An 18,134-nucleotide genomic window follows, 5' to 3' on the forward strand; every position below is an offset into this window, starting at 1 on the left:
AAATACCACATTAACACACGCGCGAGTTGAAATAAATCGAATTTATAAAGATTATGGAATATAGTAAATATGTCATTTGCGGATAAATAACAAGGTCTAAAATTATGGTTTATAGCTATATCATTACCCGAGATAGAGAGCGTATTGTAGACAACCTAATGGAACACGGTGAGTTTTCTAATGGTTCAATTAAAGGGAAAGAGTTAAGCCTTGATCATCCATTAGCAAATGAGATGGTAGATACCTTAAAACTAGTGCCTCAAGGCATGGCCAATACCTATTACACCCTTCACCATTTGAAACAGCAAGATTGGGATGTGACTCATGAAAATGGTTATGAGAACTCTCTCATTGCGAGCTTTAGTTTAAATGGAAACCTAAGTTCACTTTTAGATAAAGTCAAAAGTGGAGAGGGGTTTAAGGTAGAAACGAATACCTTCCAGGAGTTCATTGAATCGAATCAAGGTATCGATTTAATCGTAGATTTTCAAAATACGATCACTCAGTCTGATTGTTGGACACCCCAAGGAAAATTAAACAACCCATTAATATCGAACTTCACTGTGGATATGGAGCGTCTTTCAGAGTGGCCCGGCATGCTCGAAGCACTAAATAATCTAGGTATTGATTCAACAAATTTAGAAAACGCTATTAGTGAAAATGGTTTAGAGTCTGCTCTGGAGCTTTGTAAAAGACCAGAAGTACTTTTAGCTTATCAATATAGCCAGGGAAGATTTGCAGACTTGCCAAAGAAGAATCTACCCGGTGCAAGATTTATTCAGAATTTAGATTTAGTAGAAATTGCTGAAGAGTACTTGAAGTTCACTACTGCTCAAAAGCTTGAGGGCGTTGAACCAGACTTTAAACAGTTTTTGTTAGAGCAAGGGGAATCATTAAATGACAAAATTGATAGCGCCGTTAAATCACAAGTTTTATCGTTTATGAATGAGATGCAGCTCGATGACTCCAAAGAAAGTATTGAGTTACTAGACGAAACTGCAACAACACTATACAAACAATTAGATCCGCGAAACGAATTAATGGGCTTAAGGTACCACCTTGAACAACTACTAGACGTATATACAAAAGAATCAGAAGTAGACCATGAAGCTCTATCATTACAATTAAATTTGCAGTTGGATGAGTACAGTGAGAGGGATGCTTTCAATACTTGGTTATTAAACAACATCTTAGAATGCAAGTTAGAGCCGAGTGTAGAACTAAAAAGTAAACATGAAGCTATGGCCTTCCTTGAAAACTCCAATAATGTCACTATTCCGCAGATGATGGCAGCATTAGTACATTTATCTAACCAAGACCTTAGTAAAATACAAGCGACCCTGGATGGTGAGCTTGTTGGGTCAACTAACCATACATCTGAGTATTATGCGGACCTTATTAAAAAATTTGAAGGGATAGTATCCCAGTTATCGGTGGACCAAGGTATTGATGTATCAAAAGCAAAGGAAGATGTATTCAGTAGAATAGTGGAATCTTTATCGCTAAACAAACCTGTTTCGCAAGAAGCTTTGAGCGATAGTTTATCGAATGAATTATACCAGCTAGCTGAGGCTACAAGGTTTTCGCCAATAGGTTCTGAGAAAGCTGACCCCATTCAAAAACTGACCATAAAAGATGTTCGAGCAATCATTTTACCTGAAGCAGTAACTGAGCCTGAAATTATCGATCAAATGTTGGCAATAGAGAAGCTGAGGGAGGAAGGCTTTAAAGGTAAAACTATTCTTTACAGTGAGCTCGAGCGTGATGGTAAAGCTCAAGCTGTACATTCTTTTATAAAACATAATCCTGACACGTTAAGAACAATAGGTGCTGCTCCCACTTCCCAAGTAGATCCTGAGCTGGATATCCCCAAATCAATAAAGATTCTTGAAGAGATTCAGGCTAATCACCCTTACTTAAAGATTCGTGTACATGAAACGATAGATTCAATGAACTTTCTTAGTAATGATCTGAAAAGTTACAGCTCTACACTCGCTGGGGTTGCCCACAATGGTGAAATGCATGTGAATCTACAAAGTGAACATAACGCATATGAGTCAGGACTTCGAAAGACTATTGCACATGAAGCGGTACACTTGGGATTTAAGAAGATGTTCACAAACTCCGAGTATGTGGACCTTATGGAGACTGTTTGGCAAAACATTTCCACTGAAGACAAGGCTACAATAAAACAAAACTATGGGCACCTTGATGAAAACAAGCCTCTAGATAGACGTAGCCTTGCGGAAGAATGGTTAGCAATGAAGGCTGAAAGTATTGATCTAAGAGATATTGATCGTATACAGCCAGTTATTAAGGTTTCATTGGTTAACAAGCTCCAAGGGTTTAGGGACTCTGTTCTCAAGAAATTAGGCAAGGTTACCGAGACCTCTTTAAATGTGGATGAGCTCCTGGTAAACGCGATTAAAAAGGCTGGAGAGTTCAACCAGTTCATTGATGGTAAAGTAATTGATCAAGGTTTGGTCGTTAGAAAAACAGGTTATGTTGAACATGAGCATCAGTCGTTTGACCTGTATCGTGGTTATAAAGCGAATTTAGACGCTGGTAGAAATTTATCTACAGAGGTGCAGATTGCAGCTAAACAAGACTTTATCCATAAGTACTCGAACAATGGGCACATTAAACTCTTAAATATCACTTTCGATAATAATAATGAACCCAAACTTGAAGGTAGTCAGTTAAGCCTACCGTACTCTGCAAACCCCAAGGACCTTCTTGAGATATTAAGGCAGGTTGAGGTAAGTTCGTGGACAGGTAAACCATCTTTGCATTCTAACATAAGTACTGAAATAGAAGCTGTTGACAGGGCTGAACCAACTCCACCAGCAGTTGTTAAAGCCAAGCTTGGTAATATAGTTAATGAGTTCACTATAGATACATCTGTGAATAATGAAATTCTCAATAAGCTTTCTGGACCAGTAAAAGACAAGTGCAAACAAGTAGACGAAAAAGTTAAACAAGAGGTTGACACTGATATGAATTTAGGAATTGGATTTTAAGTTGTATATGCTGTAACCTATTATAAAACAACAGGAGGCTTCCTATGGTTGCTGCAATTGCTCTTCTTCCATTACTTGGTGTTATAGCGGCTATTTTTTGGGGGTTGAATATGTACTACACACTCGTTCCTAACTGGTTAATTCCAGTAGTGTGCGTCGTGGTAGTCGCCTCAATATTCCAAATTAAGGTGACATACAAAGAACTAAATGAATCGGAAATAGATAGTTTTATTGGGCGGTTCTTGTTCTCAATACATCGAACAGTTCGACAGTATATGAGAGCGGCATTTATGCCAGTTGTACCTGATTTTAGTTTTGTAAAACAAACCCTCAATATCATGACGAAACGAAAAGATGATGAATAAGAAATTAATGTTAGCTGTAATGTTGAGCGCCTCCCTTTTCGGTTGTGCTCAAAATGATAGTCTTGATCCAGTATTTGGTTTTACTGGTGAATATGGTGCTGGTGGTACAAGAATCCCTAATAATCCAGCATACTTAGTTGATCCTGGGTTAACTACTGAAACTGAACTATTTAAGATATTCGGTGAGCCCCAACTAACCCAAAGTTTCCCATGGGGTAGAGTAGTTACTTATAGATATTGGGAAAATAAAATTGGGTTGCCGATGTATGAAGAGTATGTTGACTTTGTTTTTAACGATAGAGGTTTCCTTGATAAGGTGGCAACCTATTCTCAAAGGGGCTCTAAGCGGGTTGAAACAAATCAATCCAAAATGATAGAGAGAGAAGAAGAGTGTCCAAGTCACTACACAGTGTGCCAGTCATACGAAAACTTCAGTCATTAGAATCCTCACTTCATGCGTTTGCTCACTCCTTAGAGCAAACGTACTTTAACGTTCAGTTAAACAATCCCTCTGACATCAAACCAATTAAAGCGGTCATTAGAGCTATAACGGCGATCACTTACGATGAATACCAATCAGGACGAGAGTTAAACCAGTTACCTGGAGTGGTCTTCATTCCTGAAGATGTAGTTCCCAAATTACTAGAAGTAAATCATGCCAAAAAGGCATTTTCAGACGCTGTAAAAGAAGCTAAGGCCTCGAGTAAATGCAAAAGCAATACTGCCGCATTGAATTATGTAAGAAAATTATTAACAGAGATAGGCATGCAAAGGGTTCACTTTAAACAATGTGAACGCTTGCTGGTGGTAGAAGAGGCGCTACCTAAAAAAATAGTTTTTTATAACGAATCAAAAGGGTGGGGTAACCAAAAGAAATACTCAAAAGAAGAAGCGCTTGAGTTAGCTAAAGAAATCATTGATAACGGTTCTGATAGCTTTGACATCGTTTCTAAGAAAATTGCAGAGATTTCTGATTCGGAGTTTCTTGTGCACCGGACGCCAAGTCCAACAAGTATTAAAGCGAACATCACTAAATATGTACCAGGAGTGGGAGAGAAAAGTCATTCAAGAGTTGCTTCGTTACCAATATTTGTTGTAACTACCGATATGGATTCAGCGAGAACGGTACTCATTGGTTCTATGGTTTCGATTGAGTCTACCCCAAAGTCTAAAAGACTGGGGTCTAGTAAAGCTCGTAGTAAGTTTGAAGAGCAACCCTATATCTCAACTTTGCGTCTATATCGATATAAGCCCGAATATAGATAGAAAAATTTACAAACCAATCTATAATATATGATATTAAATTGGAGGGTTAGAGATGCACAAGCGTAGAGATAATTTGCAAAAGACGATACTCATTGTTTGGTTTCTGTGTTCTAGCATTGTACTTGGGATTCAGCTATTACCTAGCCCAATTGATAATGCAAGTGCAAGTCAGATAGAGTCAAAAGCCGGAAATCTGGAGCCAGATGACAGCCTGATCAATCTGGATACAATTCTTACCTATATGCCTACCGAAGTACCTCATTCCAGAAATAAACAGTAGCTATAAAATGATTTAATATGGTATTAAATACCATTGACAAACACTTTGCTCAACTATAATATATAACAAAACAGAGCGAGGTAGTTATGGTTACAATAGCTAGCAATAACAGCAATCCTTCACCTAAAAGCGTGGCTCTTGCTGCTGCTTTAGGGCAAATTGAAAAACAATTTGGCAAGGGTGCTGTGCAAAGCCTTGGGGGCGAAGCAACAACTAACAATCTTGACATCGTATCTACAGGCTCACCTAAGCTTGATAAAGCTTTAGGAGTGGGCGGGTTAGCGCGAGGTCGTATTCATGAAGTTTTTGGCCCGGAGAGCTCCGGAAAGTCGACATTGGCATTGGAAGTCATTGCTGAAGCACAAAAGAAAGAAAGTATTTGTGCCTTCATTGATGTTGAGCATGCGCTTGATCCTGGATATGCCAAATTAATTGGCGTTAATAGCGAAGAATTGTATGTTTCGCAGCCAAATAGTGCGGAGGAAGCTCTGTCTATTGCAGAAACTCTTGCTCTATCGGGAGCAGTAGACATTATTGTTATCGATAGTGTCGCAGCAATGTGTCCTAAAATGGAGTTAGAAGGAGAGATGGGGGCAGCTAGTATGGGCCTTCATTCGAGGTTAATGTCGCAAGCATGCCGGAAGCTAACAGGTATTCTAAAGAAAACGAATACCATGGCTATTTTCATAAACCAAATTCGTTTTAAAATTGGTGGTTTTGGAAACCCTGAGACAACAACAGGTGGAAATGCTTTAAAGTTCTACGCTACAACGCGAATTGATATTCGCAGAACGGGGAGCTATAAAGTCACCGATTGTACAATGGGTAATGAAACCAGGATTAAGGTTGTCAAAAACAAACTTGCCCCTCCATTTAAACAAGCTGAAACCAAAATATTGTTTGGTAAGGGTTTCGATTACTACGGTGAAGTTCTTGATTTAGGCTTAGATGCTCGAATTATAGACAAACGTGGTACTTGGTACCTTTACAAAAACCTTAAGCTTGGGCAGGGCAGATTGTCAGCGACAGAGGCCTTAGAAAACGACAAAGTCCTTCTTGAAGAGATATTATCTCGGATTAATTAGATTAAGGTATGTTGCGGGAAAACCGCAACATAAAGGCATAATGTTATTTAGTGACTTTCAGAAAAATCTAGACAAATTACCTTTTGATGAATTGCAATCACGGAGAAAGGGGCAGTCTGTACGCTCATTAGCTTATTTTCTTGGCTCAAATGAAGTCGCGATTCAAAAGTACAAAAATAATCCCGACGAACCTGTAAAGGAATCGCATATTCGATGCGTTGATTTTCTTTTGAAAATGCCAAAAGAGCAACAGATCCACATTCTATCTCAGAGTGTAAACAATCCTATCTTAAGCGTTACAGAGTCACAGCGCTGTAAAGTGAAGCATTATGATGCTCTGGAGAGTCGTCTCCTGAAGCTGGGTATGTCGAAGTTAGGGGTGTATTCATTATTGGGTACTCGTAATAGCGTTGTGGATAACGCACGAAAAAAAGGCGCCATGTCAAAAGGCTTGGCAGCGATCGTTGGGTTAACGAGTCGATTTAGTAATGATGAGCTCTTGGAACTAGCTGTCGAATACGAGACATCTGAGCGAAAATTGCCCGCTTTGAAAGAAAAGCTTATGAAAAAGCATTCTAAGTCCTCAACTTAACGACAAAAGTTGAACTGCAAGCTCAAAACGTGAATCTGGATAAGGATAATCTGAGAGCAATCAATAAACTAGCGAAATCGCTGGTTTATTTAGAAAACTAATCTATGTCATTTACGTATAAAAAAAAGGATTTGAAGTGAAAAACTACTTAGCACTCTCGATTTTAGTAGTCCTATCTGGCTGTGGTGGTGGCGGAGAAGGTGGTGGCACCAATAGCAGTAGTGGCGATAAGTCACTTGTACTTACTGTAACAGATCCAACTCAATCACTAGTGGAGAATGGGGCGTCAATAACCGTCCAATTAGAAACAAACTCAAAATCAGATAACTACACTCTTACTGTAAGAGATCCACAGTCGGTTCTCAATCAAATTCCTCTAAGTGAATATGAAAAAAATATTCATTGGTCTGTAAATAAATCGAATTTAATTCTTTCAGCAGATGAATTACTTAAGTCTTCAGGTGATTTGAGCCTCACACTGACACTTGAAGATGGCAGCGAGCAAATATCTACGAACTTTAGCCTTGATATTGTTAACACAAGTCTTAATGAGCGTCTTGAAGTCGCTTCAACGTACATCGATAACAGTGAAGAGATTAAGCAGTTTTCGGAGCTAAAATCACTCCAACATGCTTATGAAAAGGTTTTTTTATTGATGGGTCATGGTCAGCTCCCATTTACACCCGAATTTGATGAGCAGGTATACCTGGACAAACTAAACGACATCAAGTTGGCAGTAAGCAAGGTGCATAATGGTGGTATAGAGACTCTACTTGTTAATCCATTATCAAGTTTTGAATCTGAACTAAACGCAAGCGCTAAACAATACATAGATCATCTGAACAAGATTGCCGCAAAAGAGAATAGCCTGAGTGTACTCCCAGCAGTGGATTTCAATGCCTCTTCGACAGGCTATTCATTCTTTAAAGGTAATGTGAACTACGGTCAGTTTACTGAACTGTCAGTTTTCAAGTTCAACCCTGAATTTCAGTTTGTTGAAAATTTAACTGACCCTACTTACGGCAATTGCAGCATTTAAGGACAAATAGAATGAACAAAATCACCCTATCTCTACTAATTAGCGCTGCAGTTTTTAAAGGTTATGCTCATGCGAACATTGCAGAACCTATCTTATTTAAAGGAGTCGATCCTTTAGCGATGTCAGACTCAACTGGTTACCACCAGTCACAGTTAAATACCTATTGGGCAGACCAAGACTTACTTAAAGGGGCGAATAGTATTTCTAAGGCCAGAGATACTGCAAAAACCAATAACGTGACACGTGTGGGTGTTATAGATGGAGGCTTTTTAAATACTCCAGAGCTTCCTTTTGTTGATGGATATAGTTTTATCGGAACTGAAGGTTACACAGCAAATTTTGACACACCGATATCTGACCGTGGTGAACACTGCGATATAGGTCATGGCAATATGGTTGCATCACTAATTGGTGCCAACCCTCAAGGGGATGGCGTAAAAGGTGTAGCTGATGTTGAATTGGTTGCAGCTCGAGCACTGAAATGTAGTGAAGCAAAAGTTGAAGACTTAACTGCTGCAATCAAGTGGCTGAGTGGACAAGAGGTTCCTGGTGTACCGCTAATTTCAGAGCCAGTTGATGTTATAAATATGTCGTTAACGTTGCGGAACACAATGTGTGGTGGTGACGTTCAAGACGCGATTCGAGTAGCGCAAGATAAGGGGATTACTTTTGTGGCAGCGCAAGGGAATCGAGGCGTTAATTATGAAACAGGGTTACCAAAAGATTGTCCCGGTGTGATCGGAGTAGGCTCAAACCAATTAGATGGATATAAGTCTGGGTTTTCTAACTTTGATGTTAACGTAGACATTGTTGCTTATGGTGACCGCCTCTCATTGCCGACAATCGTTGATTCGAATAATGATGGAGCTTTGGACTACACCGAAACGGCTGGAACGAGTCTTTCGACACCTCTAGTAACGGGCACAATTGCACTAATGCTCAACGAAAATCCCGATTTAACTCCTACAGAAATCATTACCATTCTTAAACAATCGACAGGCAAACCAGTGGTCGGTGAAGCGGGAAGTGGTTTTCTTAATTATTCTTGTGACAATGGATATTGCGGCTATGGTGTTTTGAATGCATATGAGGCAATGCTTCAAATGAGAAAGTTGTCAGAGGAAGGGGTAGCGTTAAAAAGTCCACTAGCTGGTGAGTGTGATGTAGAGTTTTACTTAGATACTCTCGGTGGTTCTATTGATGTTTGTTCAATGGGGGAGTTTAAGTTAAATGATCATGTCACTAGCGATAACACCAAAATAGAAGTTTATAAAGTTTCAAGCCTTGATTCATTAGATGTGGCAGGTGCTGAATTAGTTACAGACACTACAAATGGAAAACTTATGCTTCCAAATGTGGGTAATGAGCTCTTTGCCTACCGTATGTGTGAAAAGAACTTCGTTGATGAGTACCATTGCTTTAGCGATGAATTAACGCCACTAACGGTTTCTAATCTCGAAAAACCTCACCAATGTAATCTATAGAAACTGAAATCTAACTAATTGATAAACCCTGGATATTTTCCGGGGTTTATTATATATGATAGTTGACTGCTTTTTGTTTTGCTGTCACAATATACCATATTAAAACAGCTTTGGGGGCAAAATGAAACCAACGTTAGAACAACAAAACGTCATATACAAACCTGTTAGGCTTGCTGTGATCAAAGCGCTTGCAGGAACTGGTAAAACTACATTATTTAGATTGTTCGCGAATGCATATCCAGAGCTAAGAATGCTCTATATTACTTATAATCGTCCGATCGCAGATGCCGCTAATTTACCTCCCAATTGTCTATCACTCACTGGCCATCAGTTAGCATATCAATTCGTAGGAAAATACTACCGCCACAAGTTTGCAGAAAACCTCAGCATGGGGCTGATTAGAAAGCACCTCAGGTGCGACTGGTCCATCGCAAACGGGACTATGGTTACTTTAGAAAACTATTTTTGTAGTGAAGATCAAGAAATAGAAAAAAAACACGCTCCATACAACCCCAAAAATAAAAAATCATTGGATATTCAAGAACAGCTAGTTTCTAGTGCCAAGCAAATCTGGAATGAAATGCAGTTATTGGAAAGTCCGGTTCCCATGACGCACGATGGTTACCTAAAAGGTTTCTCTATTGCCCAAGTAGATTTGAGCGAGCATTTTGATGTGCTACTTGTAGATGAGGGGCAAGACCTTAACCCTGCAGTGAGAGCTTTTATGAAAGCTCAAACTAATATGAGAGTCTATGTATGTGGTGATGAGTCGCAACAAATTTATCGTTATCGCGGTGCCGAAGATGCACTGAAAGTTCAAGAAAATAGTGGAGCCGAAGTTTTCTCATTAACCCAGTCATTTCGCTTCAATGAACAGGTTGCTACATATGCCAATGCCTTTCTGAACCAACTTGGTGTTCATGAACGGCTTAAGGGGACCGATAATGGCATTATCGAGTCTGTTTTAACTTCAGAAAACGATTTAGATGAAAATCTCCAGATAGCCTATATCAACCGTACGATCGTATTAACGATTGAAGTCGCGATAGAAGCTGACGAACGTGGCAAGAGCATTTACTGGACTGGAGGTTTTAATAACTATCCATTTAACGAGCTCTTTGATTTACTCTACTTGAAGCTAGAGCAGTACGATAAAATACGCTCACGCGACTTTAAGCGTGATTTTACTACATTCGAAGATTTCGTAGAAGTTGCGAAAAAAACGAAAAACATCGATATGGCTAGAATCCTCAGACTTGTCTCTAAATATGATACTGGTTTGTTTGATATTTATGAGAACTTGAAGCTTTCTAAAGTGGATAAAATTGAGGCTGCTGAAGTTGTCGTAGGAACTTGCCACAGAACGAAAGGCTTAGAGTTTGACCAGGTGGTGCTAGGGGATGATTTTTGTGACCAATTGAAATTAATCGAGCGTACAGAAGACGAAATTCGAGATGAGTTGAATCTAATGTATGTCGCCATCACAAGAGCCAAGTTACGATTCGTAGAATCCCATCCATTTCATTCTGTACGACGTTGCTCACAAAACATTTTTGAACTGGCAAGAGAGTTTCAAAAGAACAAAAGAAGTAGCTCAGGCCGTTTTAAAAAGAGACGCTAATCATAATTCTATCGAGATGAGTAAATTAGGAGAAGTAAGTAAATGGCACTTTTTGACAGAGAAACGAGAGAGTTGATAGAAAAGTTGATCAATCAAGTTGATGTTGATCTTCGAACCGATTTTAGTATAGGTATCATTTCTAGTGAAAATGAATATACATCTGTCCTAACTGCAGAAATTCGTAATAGGATTAATGCTAGGCTACCGTTAAAATCAGCTGCATTTTCACAGAAGTTGAAATCAAATGAAGAGCAAGCATGGGGCGTTGATGCTTGTGTTTTATTGATTGATTATGACAAGGGAGTCGGGAAACTATGTTTGTTTGAAGCAAAAAGTGATCGGCCAAATTGGGACTATCTGAAACCTAATTATCAACCACCTACCTCTCACTTTTCATCTCAAATAGCCCGTCAGGTAGTACCTAACAAACAGGGATTTGTTGTATGGGAGCAGTTTTATTCAAGCAAACCAAATGGTACACCTATAGGTGACCGAAATCCTAATGGTTCTACCTGTATTCTCCATTATCTTGCATACTACCATAATGATATTCCTCCTAATCCGAACGTTTGGAGTGATAATGATATTGATACCCTTGCTCTAGAGAAGCAAAGGGTTTCCAAAATGGGGAGCTTAGTACGTACGGTTTGCAAATGTAAATTAGGGAAACGTTTCGATTTTAGTGAACTAGAAGAATTACTCAGAGAACGTATACCAGTGAGGCACATTTTGTTTTTAGAAGGGGGCAGGGCTGTCTCAGAAAACAATAGCAATCATTCTATTGCTAAACGATATCAGGAAAGGTTCCCTGACTATAAAGAGAGTACTGGTAGGCAGTAAGTGTTGAATTCTTAGTTGGTTTTTTCTTATGTAATAGTGTGAGTAGAATAAAGCTTCATACTGAGCATTAAAGTTTCATACTAAATTGGCAGCGTTACCTAGTTTCACTGCCACTTTTTACTATTTGAGTAGCGAGCCAAGAACGGTCACAATGCAACCAGCGTAAATCCATAGACAATTGTTTCCTGAACAATGAAACAAACCTGAATCATCGAAGCCATGCCACCCAAGCTTCTAGGCAGTTTTGTAGCCTCGCATCCCTTGCTTTGCGTTCTCGACATCAACCATCATCTGCTTTACTTTTTAGATTCATAGCCATGAATTTTCCTCTCTAACTGATTACTGGCAGAACGGTAGTATTCTTGAATGTTTCCAGCTCTGACGCGAGCACGTGAAAACTAACTTCAGGCGGGTTATTTTTCGCTCCATTCATTTTGAACATTACAACGTGATAATCGGAATCATCATCAGCAGGGAAAATATGAAATTCTCCTGTCGATGGTAATTCAATGCTAAGGGACGCTGTTCCATCAATCTTCAAGATCATTGGAGACTCTGAGCAGTTAGGAACAAGTTCAAGCTTGAAACCTGTAAAATCATGTATATCCACGTTTTTTCCCTTTATCAGTTAATTTCGTTCAAATGGTCTAAATCTGTATTACCTGACCGAATAGACAAAACAATCAAGTATCGATCATCATTTGGGCATTTTGAGTAACCGTGACCAACTGGAACTACATGCGCGTAAACACCAGTAGCAACATCAAAATGATCCCCGTACTGAATCTTTTTGGGGAGTGATTCTTTCAACCATTCCAAAAATGTTTGTTTAGCCCAAGGTTGCGGCATTGTTGCAGTCACAGTATGAGGTAATGACATTAGATGTTGTAATGCTGCGTAAATATCAGAATCACTAGTTGCTTGTTTTCAAAGCCATCTTTTCCCCGCTTATTTGGTTTCTAATTCATTTGCTAACTCGTGACGTTCTTGAAGCAAATCTTCAAAGTAGAAACTTTCGGCCTCGGATAATCCATCTTTATCTGCTTTCACTAACAATTCCAGAATCTTGGCCTCAAGCATTTCTAAAGCGGACTGAGCCGCTTAATCAAAGTCCTGCATCTTTTCACCTTTAAGACTTTTAAGCTAAATCAATACTTCCATTGGTTTCATTCTCTTTGAAAGGAGCAGCCAATAGTTATTCATTAGTTTCATTATCATGCCGCCCGACATAAACATGAGCATTAAACGTTGAAATTAGTATACCAGACAAATGAATAGCTTCGGTCATATCAACTACAATCAGTTCCTCCCAATAACTCCTCCCTGTCAGTGAGCACACATGAGCTTCATTCGGTAGTCACGCGCTATATAGCCATTTACACCAATGTAAAGGTTTATTTTTGAATTGGGTCGCTTATTTTTTTTAAATGAGGTCGTTAATTTGTAAGTGAAAAAAAATCAAGTAAAAACATACTCATAGGTTGTTATTAAAAATATGCACGTCGTATTTTTTCTTAAATGAATGCCGTATGTGTTTCAAATAACGATGGGCTTCGAGTATACTAGGGTCAAGCACTATGTAGGAGGGTGAGTCATGACAGCAACTGATCTTATTTATCAAAAGATAAAGCGCTCTCGACGCTATGTGTTCGAACGTAAAGACTTCGACAACTATGCTAGCTATGACCAGGTTGGTCGTGTATTGAAGAAACTTGTGGATAAAGGTGTGCTGATGAAAATCGGGTATGGCTTATACACCAAGTCAACAATCAACAGCTTAACTAATAAACCTATGCCTACGAATCCCGGTGGTACTGACGCAATCATGCGTGAGATCCTAAAAATGCGCGGTGTAGACTTTGAGCTGGATGCTATGTCATTGAAGAGTATCAATGGACAGTCCACTCAAATACCAGCGTCCATCAGGTACAAGTGGGACTCTAAGCATTTCAATCGCAGCCTTAAGGTTGGTAACAGAGTATTGAACAAGCGACAATGAGTATATCAAAACTAAAAAATCAATTTCTTGAAGTATCTGATGCCCTTGAGTTAGGCAACCCGTCGATCGCGGAAAAGGACTATTGGGTGGTGTCTCTGCTTGCCATGTTGGAAGGTGTGGAAAGTGAGCACCACCAGCTTGTTTTTTCAGGTGGAACTGCTTTGGCCAAGTCCAATATTAAGATTCTGCGAATGTCTGAAGACGTCGACATAAAATTAATTCCAACTAAGGAGTTTCTCGATAAGGGCCCTGGTGCGAAGAGAAGAGCTCGCAAAGCGTTAGTCGAGCACCTCATAGCGAGGTTAGCTGACCACACTTATCTGAATTATAGCGATAAAACGGTACGTGATAGCTATCGCTATGTTGAAATCGAAATAGAGTACCCACAACAATACCATCAAGCACCGTGTCTAAGACCTTATATCAAACTGGAATTTATCGAGACAATCGAACTTCAGGGCGTTGAGCCTCGCTCTATTTCATCGCTGGTCGCGCAGAGCTACAATCAACCTGCCGAAGTAAGCACAATGTCGTGTATATCTATTGACTCGACGTTGGTTGAAAAAGTGCTTTCCATGTTGCGTCGCACCATGTCAGTCAAGCGAGATCCACAGCGTAAGGATGACGAAACATTGGTTCGTCATATCTACGATGTTCACTGTATTAGCGCCGAGCATACGATTGATATGGGCGTATTAAAGCCGATGTTTGATACCGTTTTGGAAGAAGACAGGGCGCGATATGGCAATCAACATCATGAGTTTGTCGATGATCCGCGCAATGAGTTAAAACTAGGATTAGAAGAGCTAGAATCCAACGAGGAGTTTCGTAAACGTTTTGACGCGTTTGTTGCTCCAATGGTGTACAACACAGAGCCGCATGACTTTGATACCTGTTTTGCCTCATTCAAAGGTATTTCAGAGCAGCTTATTAGCTAACCCTTCCAATGCCTACCCCTGTTTTGGGCTACACTCCCAGTTGTAGGGCACAATGCTGAAAAAGCCTAAGTTGGTTACCTCCTCTATCGCATCAGCCACATAGGTTTAGATATGTGGGTGATGAGCTTACTAAGCTAGTTGATAGTTACCCCAAATTTAAGTTATCCGAAGAAGATGCTTGCGAGCTAATACTCCCGCTCATTTCTGTCCAGAGATGTGATATCGCTGAATCACGGCAAACACACCTTTGCCCCATTATAAGACAGAGTAAATACTCATTCATATCCTGTTAATTGGGTTTTGCCTTACTAAAAGTAATCCATTCTTCTAATGCTATTCGTTGTTAATCCTCATGTTGTATTACGGGGGCTCTTAAGTTGTCAACATCGTACACAGAACCACAATGTTGTATTTATTCAACATGGTGCATTTAGAAAGAACGTCTTCCCCCAGCGGTATCCTTAAACCTTGTTCGAGGAGCTTTGCCACCCATCGTCCGTTTAAGGTTAGCAGGTATAAATTGACTTGAATCGGGAGTTTGCCAACTTGCTTCACCGTTTTTTCTGGCGTCCAATTGATGGTTGGTACGTTATCTTCAATCGCAATGGACAAAATATTGAGTTCACCGAGAGCTGCCATAAGGTTCTGACACAAGAGGATTTTGAGCGGTTTTTAGAGCAGGTTGAGGAATGGGAATGAGAAAAGGCGTCATCGTGACGCCTTTTAGCTTTTACTCTTTGAAGCAAGGAAGTCCCTGACTAGCACGCCAATCTTTCACTATTTTGACTATCCCTTCAGGCGTATCCTCACCCGGGTTCTCTGGGTAGTAAATTAAGTCTGAACCCGCCGGATGCTCCGTAATTAATATGAAGTGTTCAAGCAACTTATCTTGATAATCATCGCTGCCCTTTGATTCAATTATCTCATCTATTAAGTTTATGAAATCAGCTTCAGTATAAGCACTCAGTGTGTCTTTTAATTCCATCGTTAACTCTTGTGTATATCAATATGGTTACGGGGGGTGTTTACTCTTAAGTTGTCAACATCGTATACAGAACCGCCATGTTGTATTTCTTCAACATGGTGTAGTTCGAAAGAACGTCTTCCTCCAACGGTATCCTTAAACCTTGCTCGAGGAGCTTTGCCATCCATCATCCGTTTAAGGTTCGCAGGTATAAATTGACTTGATAGAGTAGGATCATTGGCAATCTCGCCCCAGAAGACTCTTCTAAAATCGTCAAAGCTACTGAACTCACTTCCTCTTAGCTTATCAGCAATTTGAGACGGTATTGGAGCTCCTAAATCTTTACCCGCATCAGCTAACCAGATACCCAAGATATCTTCGCCCTTACCAGTAACGACTCCGGGCTTATCCCTCAGTCTTTCTTTGTAAACTACATAGAGCGGAGCAATGCCTGAGCTTTCAGGGAATACCAAGATCGCATCACGCCAGTCTTTCTCTTCAGGCGCAGGCGTAACGGTGACGTTCGCATCGCTATCCGAGTGGATTGGCGTGACCAGTATATCGTCTTTTTCAAACCCATCACTATGATCGGGGGTAGTTTGCCAACTTGCTTCACCGTTTTCTTCTGGAGTCCAATATATGGTTGGTCCGTTCTCTTCAATCGCAACGGACAACTGACCATTGTTCCCTTGTTTCACATATTTGATGGGGATTCGTGTGTCATCTACATGATAGCCCTGTACGTGCGGATAAAACTCGCCATCTTGGGGCTCGGTAATGTGGACACGAACGCGGCTTTGCGCCGTGGTTACTTGGCGTAAATCTTGGTCTGTGTATTGGGTGTTATCGCCAAATAAGCTTTGCTGCATGGCAAACAAAGCGCCAATACCTTCGACCTGCCAGCGGTAGCCCTCGACGATTTTGTCTTTCAATGTGCCGGCCAGTTTATCTAACTGCATCGCTGCGGTTTGGGTTTGCTGCATTTGCTCTGGGGAACCGGCGACAGCTGCGGAACTGCCCATAGCCATTTGTGCTTGTGTCGCTTGAATGGCGGGTATGACAGCAGCTGGGTTTGCATTGGCTTGTGCAAAGAAGAATGACCAAGGACCAAAGTTACTTATTGACTCTTGTTGGTCGCCAATTTCAATACATCCCTCTGGTCTGGTGCAGGATTTAGCGAACACGAGCGAGCTTGTGGCGTCTTTTAAATTGAGGATTACCACATCGCCTTCTATGCAATCGGCAGTGTTAATGGCTCTATATTTGGTCAACCCGAGCAATGGATCACTGTGCTGATAATGACTGTTGCGGATGTTGTTGTAAGTTTGTGGGCGCAGCGGCGGAAAGGTATTCTTTTTGTCCGGTGCTTGTTGTTGCTGTTTCTCAGCAACAATAATTTCATCACCTACCGCAAGTGACAGAGGGTCGGCCTCAAACACTGGGTTAAGCAAGAGCAAGGCTTTAGCTCCCATACCATATAGTTCAGCGATGCTTTGCCAGTCTTCCCCTACCGTTACGGTGTGCGTCGCTGCGGTTTGTTCCGCTTGCGTCTCATCGTTGTTACCTTCTGAGCGCGCTTCTTCCGGCTGTTTGACCGCATTAAACAATGCGGGGATATCCAACTTTATCCCGTTTTCACACAGCCAATCTTCACTGAGATTATCGAGCTCTTCACGCGTGATTTGTCGCTCAAGATAAATGATGTATTGATTTTCGATGATTTGATCGGCTAATTTCCAATACACCAAAATAGCGCTTTGGTCTTTAGTAAAACCACCCTCGTCATTGAGCTTGTCTTGTGTCGATTGCGTAGCGTAAAACGCCCATTTTTCTTCCCCAAGAATTTTGTATTCTTGGACAAGTTCACCATCATTAAAGTGGTAGTAATAGCCTTCAGTAGGCAAACCTAAACGTTCGCCCAATCGCACTGCAGGGACAACAGGTATAAAACCTTCCTCAGCTTTATGGCTGCCGACTTTTTTTAGTGTGACGGCTTCCTGTGGCGTCAGCCCGAGATTGTCATCAGCGATGTGGATATTTAAACGCTTTGGCTCATCAAATACACATAACGCTGTGTAGCGGGTGCCTTGCTCGGTATTGGTTTGTTCCCAGCGAGTTAACGCGTTCTCTTTTTCAGTTTTCGCTAAAGCAAAGTCACTGTGCACCATTTTCTTTATGGTGGCATCCGAGCAGCCAACTTCGAAGCTGTACTCAAATTCCTTGGTGATTTCCTCTTCACTTTCGGTTGCGATTGGCTGCGGCGTGTAAACTCGTTCGAGCGTCGAGGTTTCCCCTAGACAAGAGCTGTATCCTCCCGTTGTTCTGGTGATTTTCGTTTTTGCTAATAAATTATTAGCGGCATCATCAGAGAATGCTGGGATAACCTCAGAGTTCAGCCTCCAAGTTTTAGGACCTATTGGGTCGTTGTAACTAAGTAGAGCGGGAGTTTGAGGCGTATCACTCACGAGTACGAGATTGCCTTCGTAGAGATGCTGCTTTAGCTGTTCAAAAGTAAGATGTGAAGGAATAGCAGAGGCGATATCCGCTTCCGAAATATTATGGAAGTTGCCCTCTATCAATCCAAATTCATGAGACATTACTTCCGACAGTGGAAGAACTTTATAGGACACACAAATACCTA

Annotated in this window: 16 protein-coding genes; 12 read left to right on the forward strand and 4 right to left on the reverse strand. The window is 40.7% G+C overall.

From position 1 onward, the window contains the following. Window positions 1-104 precede the first annotated feature (104 nt). The 10 genes from R7H07_RS20965 (at window position 105) to R7H07_RS21010 (ending at window position 11,592) form a co-directional block, all read left to right on the forward strand. The gene (locus R7H07_RS20965; protein ID WP_077284323.1) at window positions 105-3,020 is read left to right on the forward strand and encodes a hypothetical protein; all 2,916 of its coding nucleotides are present in this window, start codon (window positions 105-107) and stop codon (window positions 3,018-3,020) included. A 44-nt stretch (window positions 3,021-3,064) separates the two neighbouring features. Continuing rightward, the gene (locus R7H07_RS20970; RefSeq protein ID WP_025633960.1) at window positions 3,065-3,385 is read left to right on the forward strand and encodes a hypothetical protein; all 321 of its coding nucleotides are present in this window, start codon (window positions 3,065-3,067) and stop codon (window positions 3,383-3,385) included. Then, window positions 3,375-3,827 carry a hypothetical protein gene (locus R7H07_RS20975; protein ID WP_138058892.1) on the forward strand — a complete coding sequence of 151 codons (453 nt, stop codon included), beginning with the start codon at window positions 3,375-3,377 and terminating at the stop codon, window positions 3,825-3,827. The genes R7H07_RS20970 and R7H07_RS20975 overlap by 11 nt, the downstream gene beginning before the upstream one ends. Further along, window positions 3,776-4,651: a hypothetical protein gene (locus R7H07_RS20980; protein WP_139351515.1), complete on the forward strand. Its 876-nt coding sequence runs from the start codon at window positions 3,776-3,778 to the stop codon at window positions 4,649-4,651. Before R7H07_RS20975 ends, R7H07_RS20980 begins: the two co-directional genes overlap by 52 nt. A gap of 366 nt (window positions 4,652-5,017) precedes the next feature. Then, a complete protein-coding gene (gene recA, locus R7H07_RS20985) occupies window positions 5,018-6,016 on the forward strand; it encodes a recombinase RecA (RefSeq protein ID WP_077284321.1) in 999 nt (332 codons plus the stop codon). Window positions 6,017-6,056: 40 nt separating this feature from the next. After that, on the forward strand, window positions 6,057-6,608 hold the full coding sequence (locus R7H07_RS20990) for a hypothetical protein (RefSeq protein ID WP_025633965.1): 552 nt from the start codon (window positions 6,057-6,059) through the stop codon (window positions 6,606-6,608). Window positions 6,609-6,744: 136 nt separating this feature from the next. Next, window positions 6,745-7,647: a hypothetical protein gene (locus R7H07_RS20995; RefSeq protein WP_025767135.1), complete on the forward strand. Its 903-nt coding sequence runs from the start codon at window positions 6,745-6,747 to the stop codon at window positions 7,645-7,647. Between the two features lie 11 nt (window positions 7,648-7,658). Continuing rightward, a complete protein-coding gene (locus R7H07_RS21000) occupies window positions 7,659-9,131 on the forward strand; it encodes a S8 family peptidase (RefSeq protein ID WP_077284319.1) in 1,473 nt (490 codons plus the stop codon). A 121-nt stretch (window positions 9,132-9,252) separates the two neighbouring features. Further along, window positions 9,253-10,752, forward strand: coding sequence for a UvrD-helicase domain-containing protein (locus tag R7H07_RS21005; protein ID WP_025767133.1), 1,500 nt, complete (start codon window positions 9,253-9,255; stop codon window positions 10,750-10,752). 42 nt (window positions 10,753-10,794) lie between these two features. Further along, a complete protein-coding gene (locus tag R7H07_RS21010; protein WP_025767132.1) occupies window positions 10,795-11,592 on the forward strand; it encodes a hypothetical protein in 798 nt (265 codons plus the stop codon). Between the two features lie 331 nt (window positions 11,593-11,923). Here R7H07_RS21010 and R7H07_RS21015 read toward each other — a convergent pair whose 3' ends face one another. Further along, a complete protein-coding gene (locus R7H07_RS21015; RefSeq protein WP_077284317.1) occupies window positions 11,924-12,202 on the reverse strand; it encodes a hypothetical protein in 279 nt (92 codons plus the stop codon). A 984-nt stretch (window positions 12,203-13,186) separates the two neighbouring features. On the opposite strand from R7H07_RS21015, the gene R7H07_RS21020 reads away from it, so the two are divergent. Together R7H07_RS21020 and R7H07_RS21025 are read left to right on the forward strand one after the other, a co-directional pair. Beyond that, window positions 13,187-13,591, forward strand: a complete 405-nt coding sequence (locus R7H07_RS21020) for a DUF6088 family protein (RefSeq protein ID WP_025767129.1) — start codon at window positions 13,187-13,189, stop codon at window positions 13,589-13,591. A 2-nt stretch (window positions 13,592-13,593) separates the two neighbouring features. Next, window positions 13,594-14,529, forward strand: coding sequence for a nucleotidyl transferase AbiEii/AbiGii toxin family protein (locus tag R7H07_RS21025; RefSeq protein WP_025767128.1), 936 nt, complete (start codon window positions 13,594-13,596; stop codon window positions 14,527-14,529). Window positions 14,530-14,901: 372 nt separating this feature from the next. On the opposite strand, the gene R7H07_RS21030 is transcribed toward R7H07_RS21025, so the two are convergent. The 3 genes from R7H07_RS21030 to R7H07_RS21040 form a co-directional block, all read right to left on the reverse strand. Then, window positions 14,902-15,168 (reverse strand): hypothetical protein, encoded by a 267-nt coding sequence (locus tag R7H07_RS21030; RefSeq protein ID WP_025767127.1) that lies wholly within the window; start codon window positions 15,166-15,168, stop codon window positions 14,902-14,904. Window positions 15,169-15,259: 91 nt separating this feature from the next. Continuing rightward, a complete protein-coding gene (locus tag R7H07_RS21035; RefSeq protein ID WP_025767126.1) occupies window positions 15,260-15,514 on the reverse strand; it encodes a bacteriocin immunity protein in 255 nt (84 codons plus the stop codon). 2 nt (window positions 15,515-15,516) lie between these two features. After that, complete coding sequence (locus tag R7H07_RS21040) at window positions 15,517-18,123, reverse strand: S-type pyocin domain-containing protein (protein ID WP_276459043.1); 2,607 nt, start codon at window positions 18,121-18,123, stop codon at window positions 15,517-15,519. Window positions 18,124-18,134 lie beyond the last annotated feature (11 nt).

Origin of the sequence: Vibrio sp. Vb1127 (genome assembly GCF_033338735.1) — a bacterium.
Classification (GTDB): Bacteria; Pseudomonadota; Gammaproteobacteria; order Enterobacterales; family Vibrionaceae; genus Vibrio; species Vibrio alginolyticus.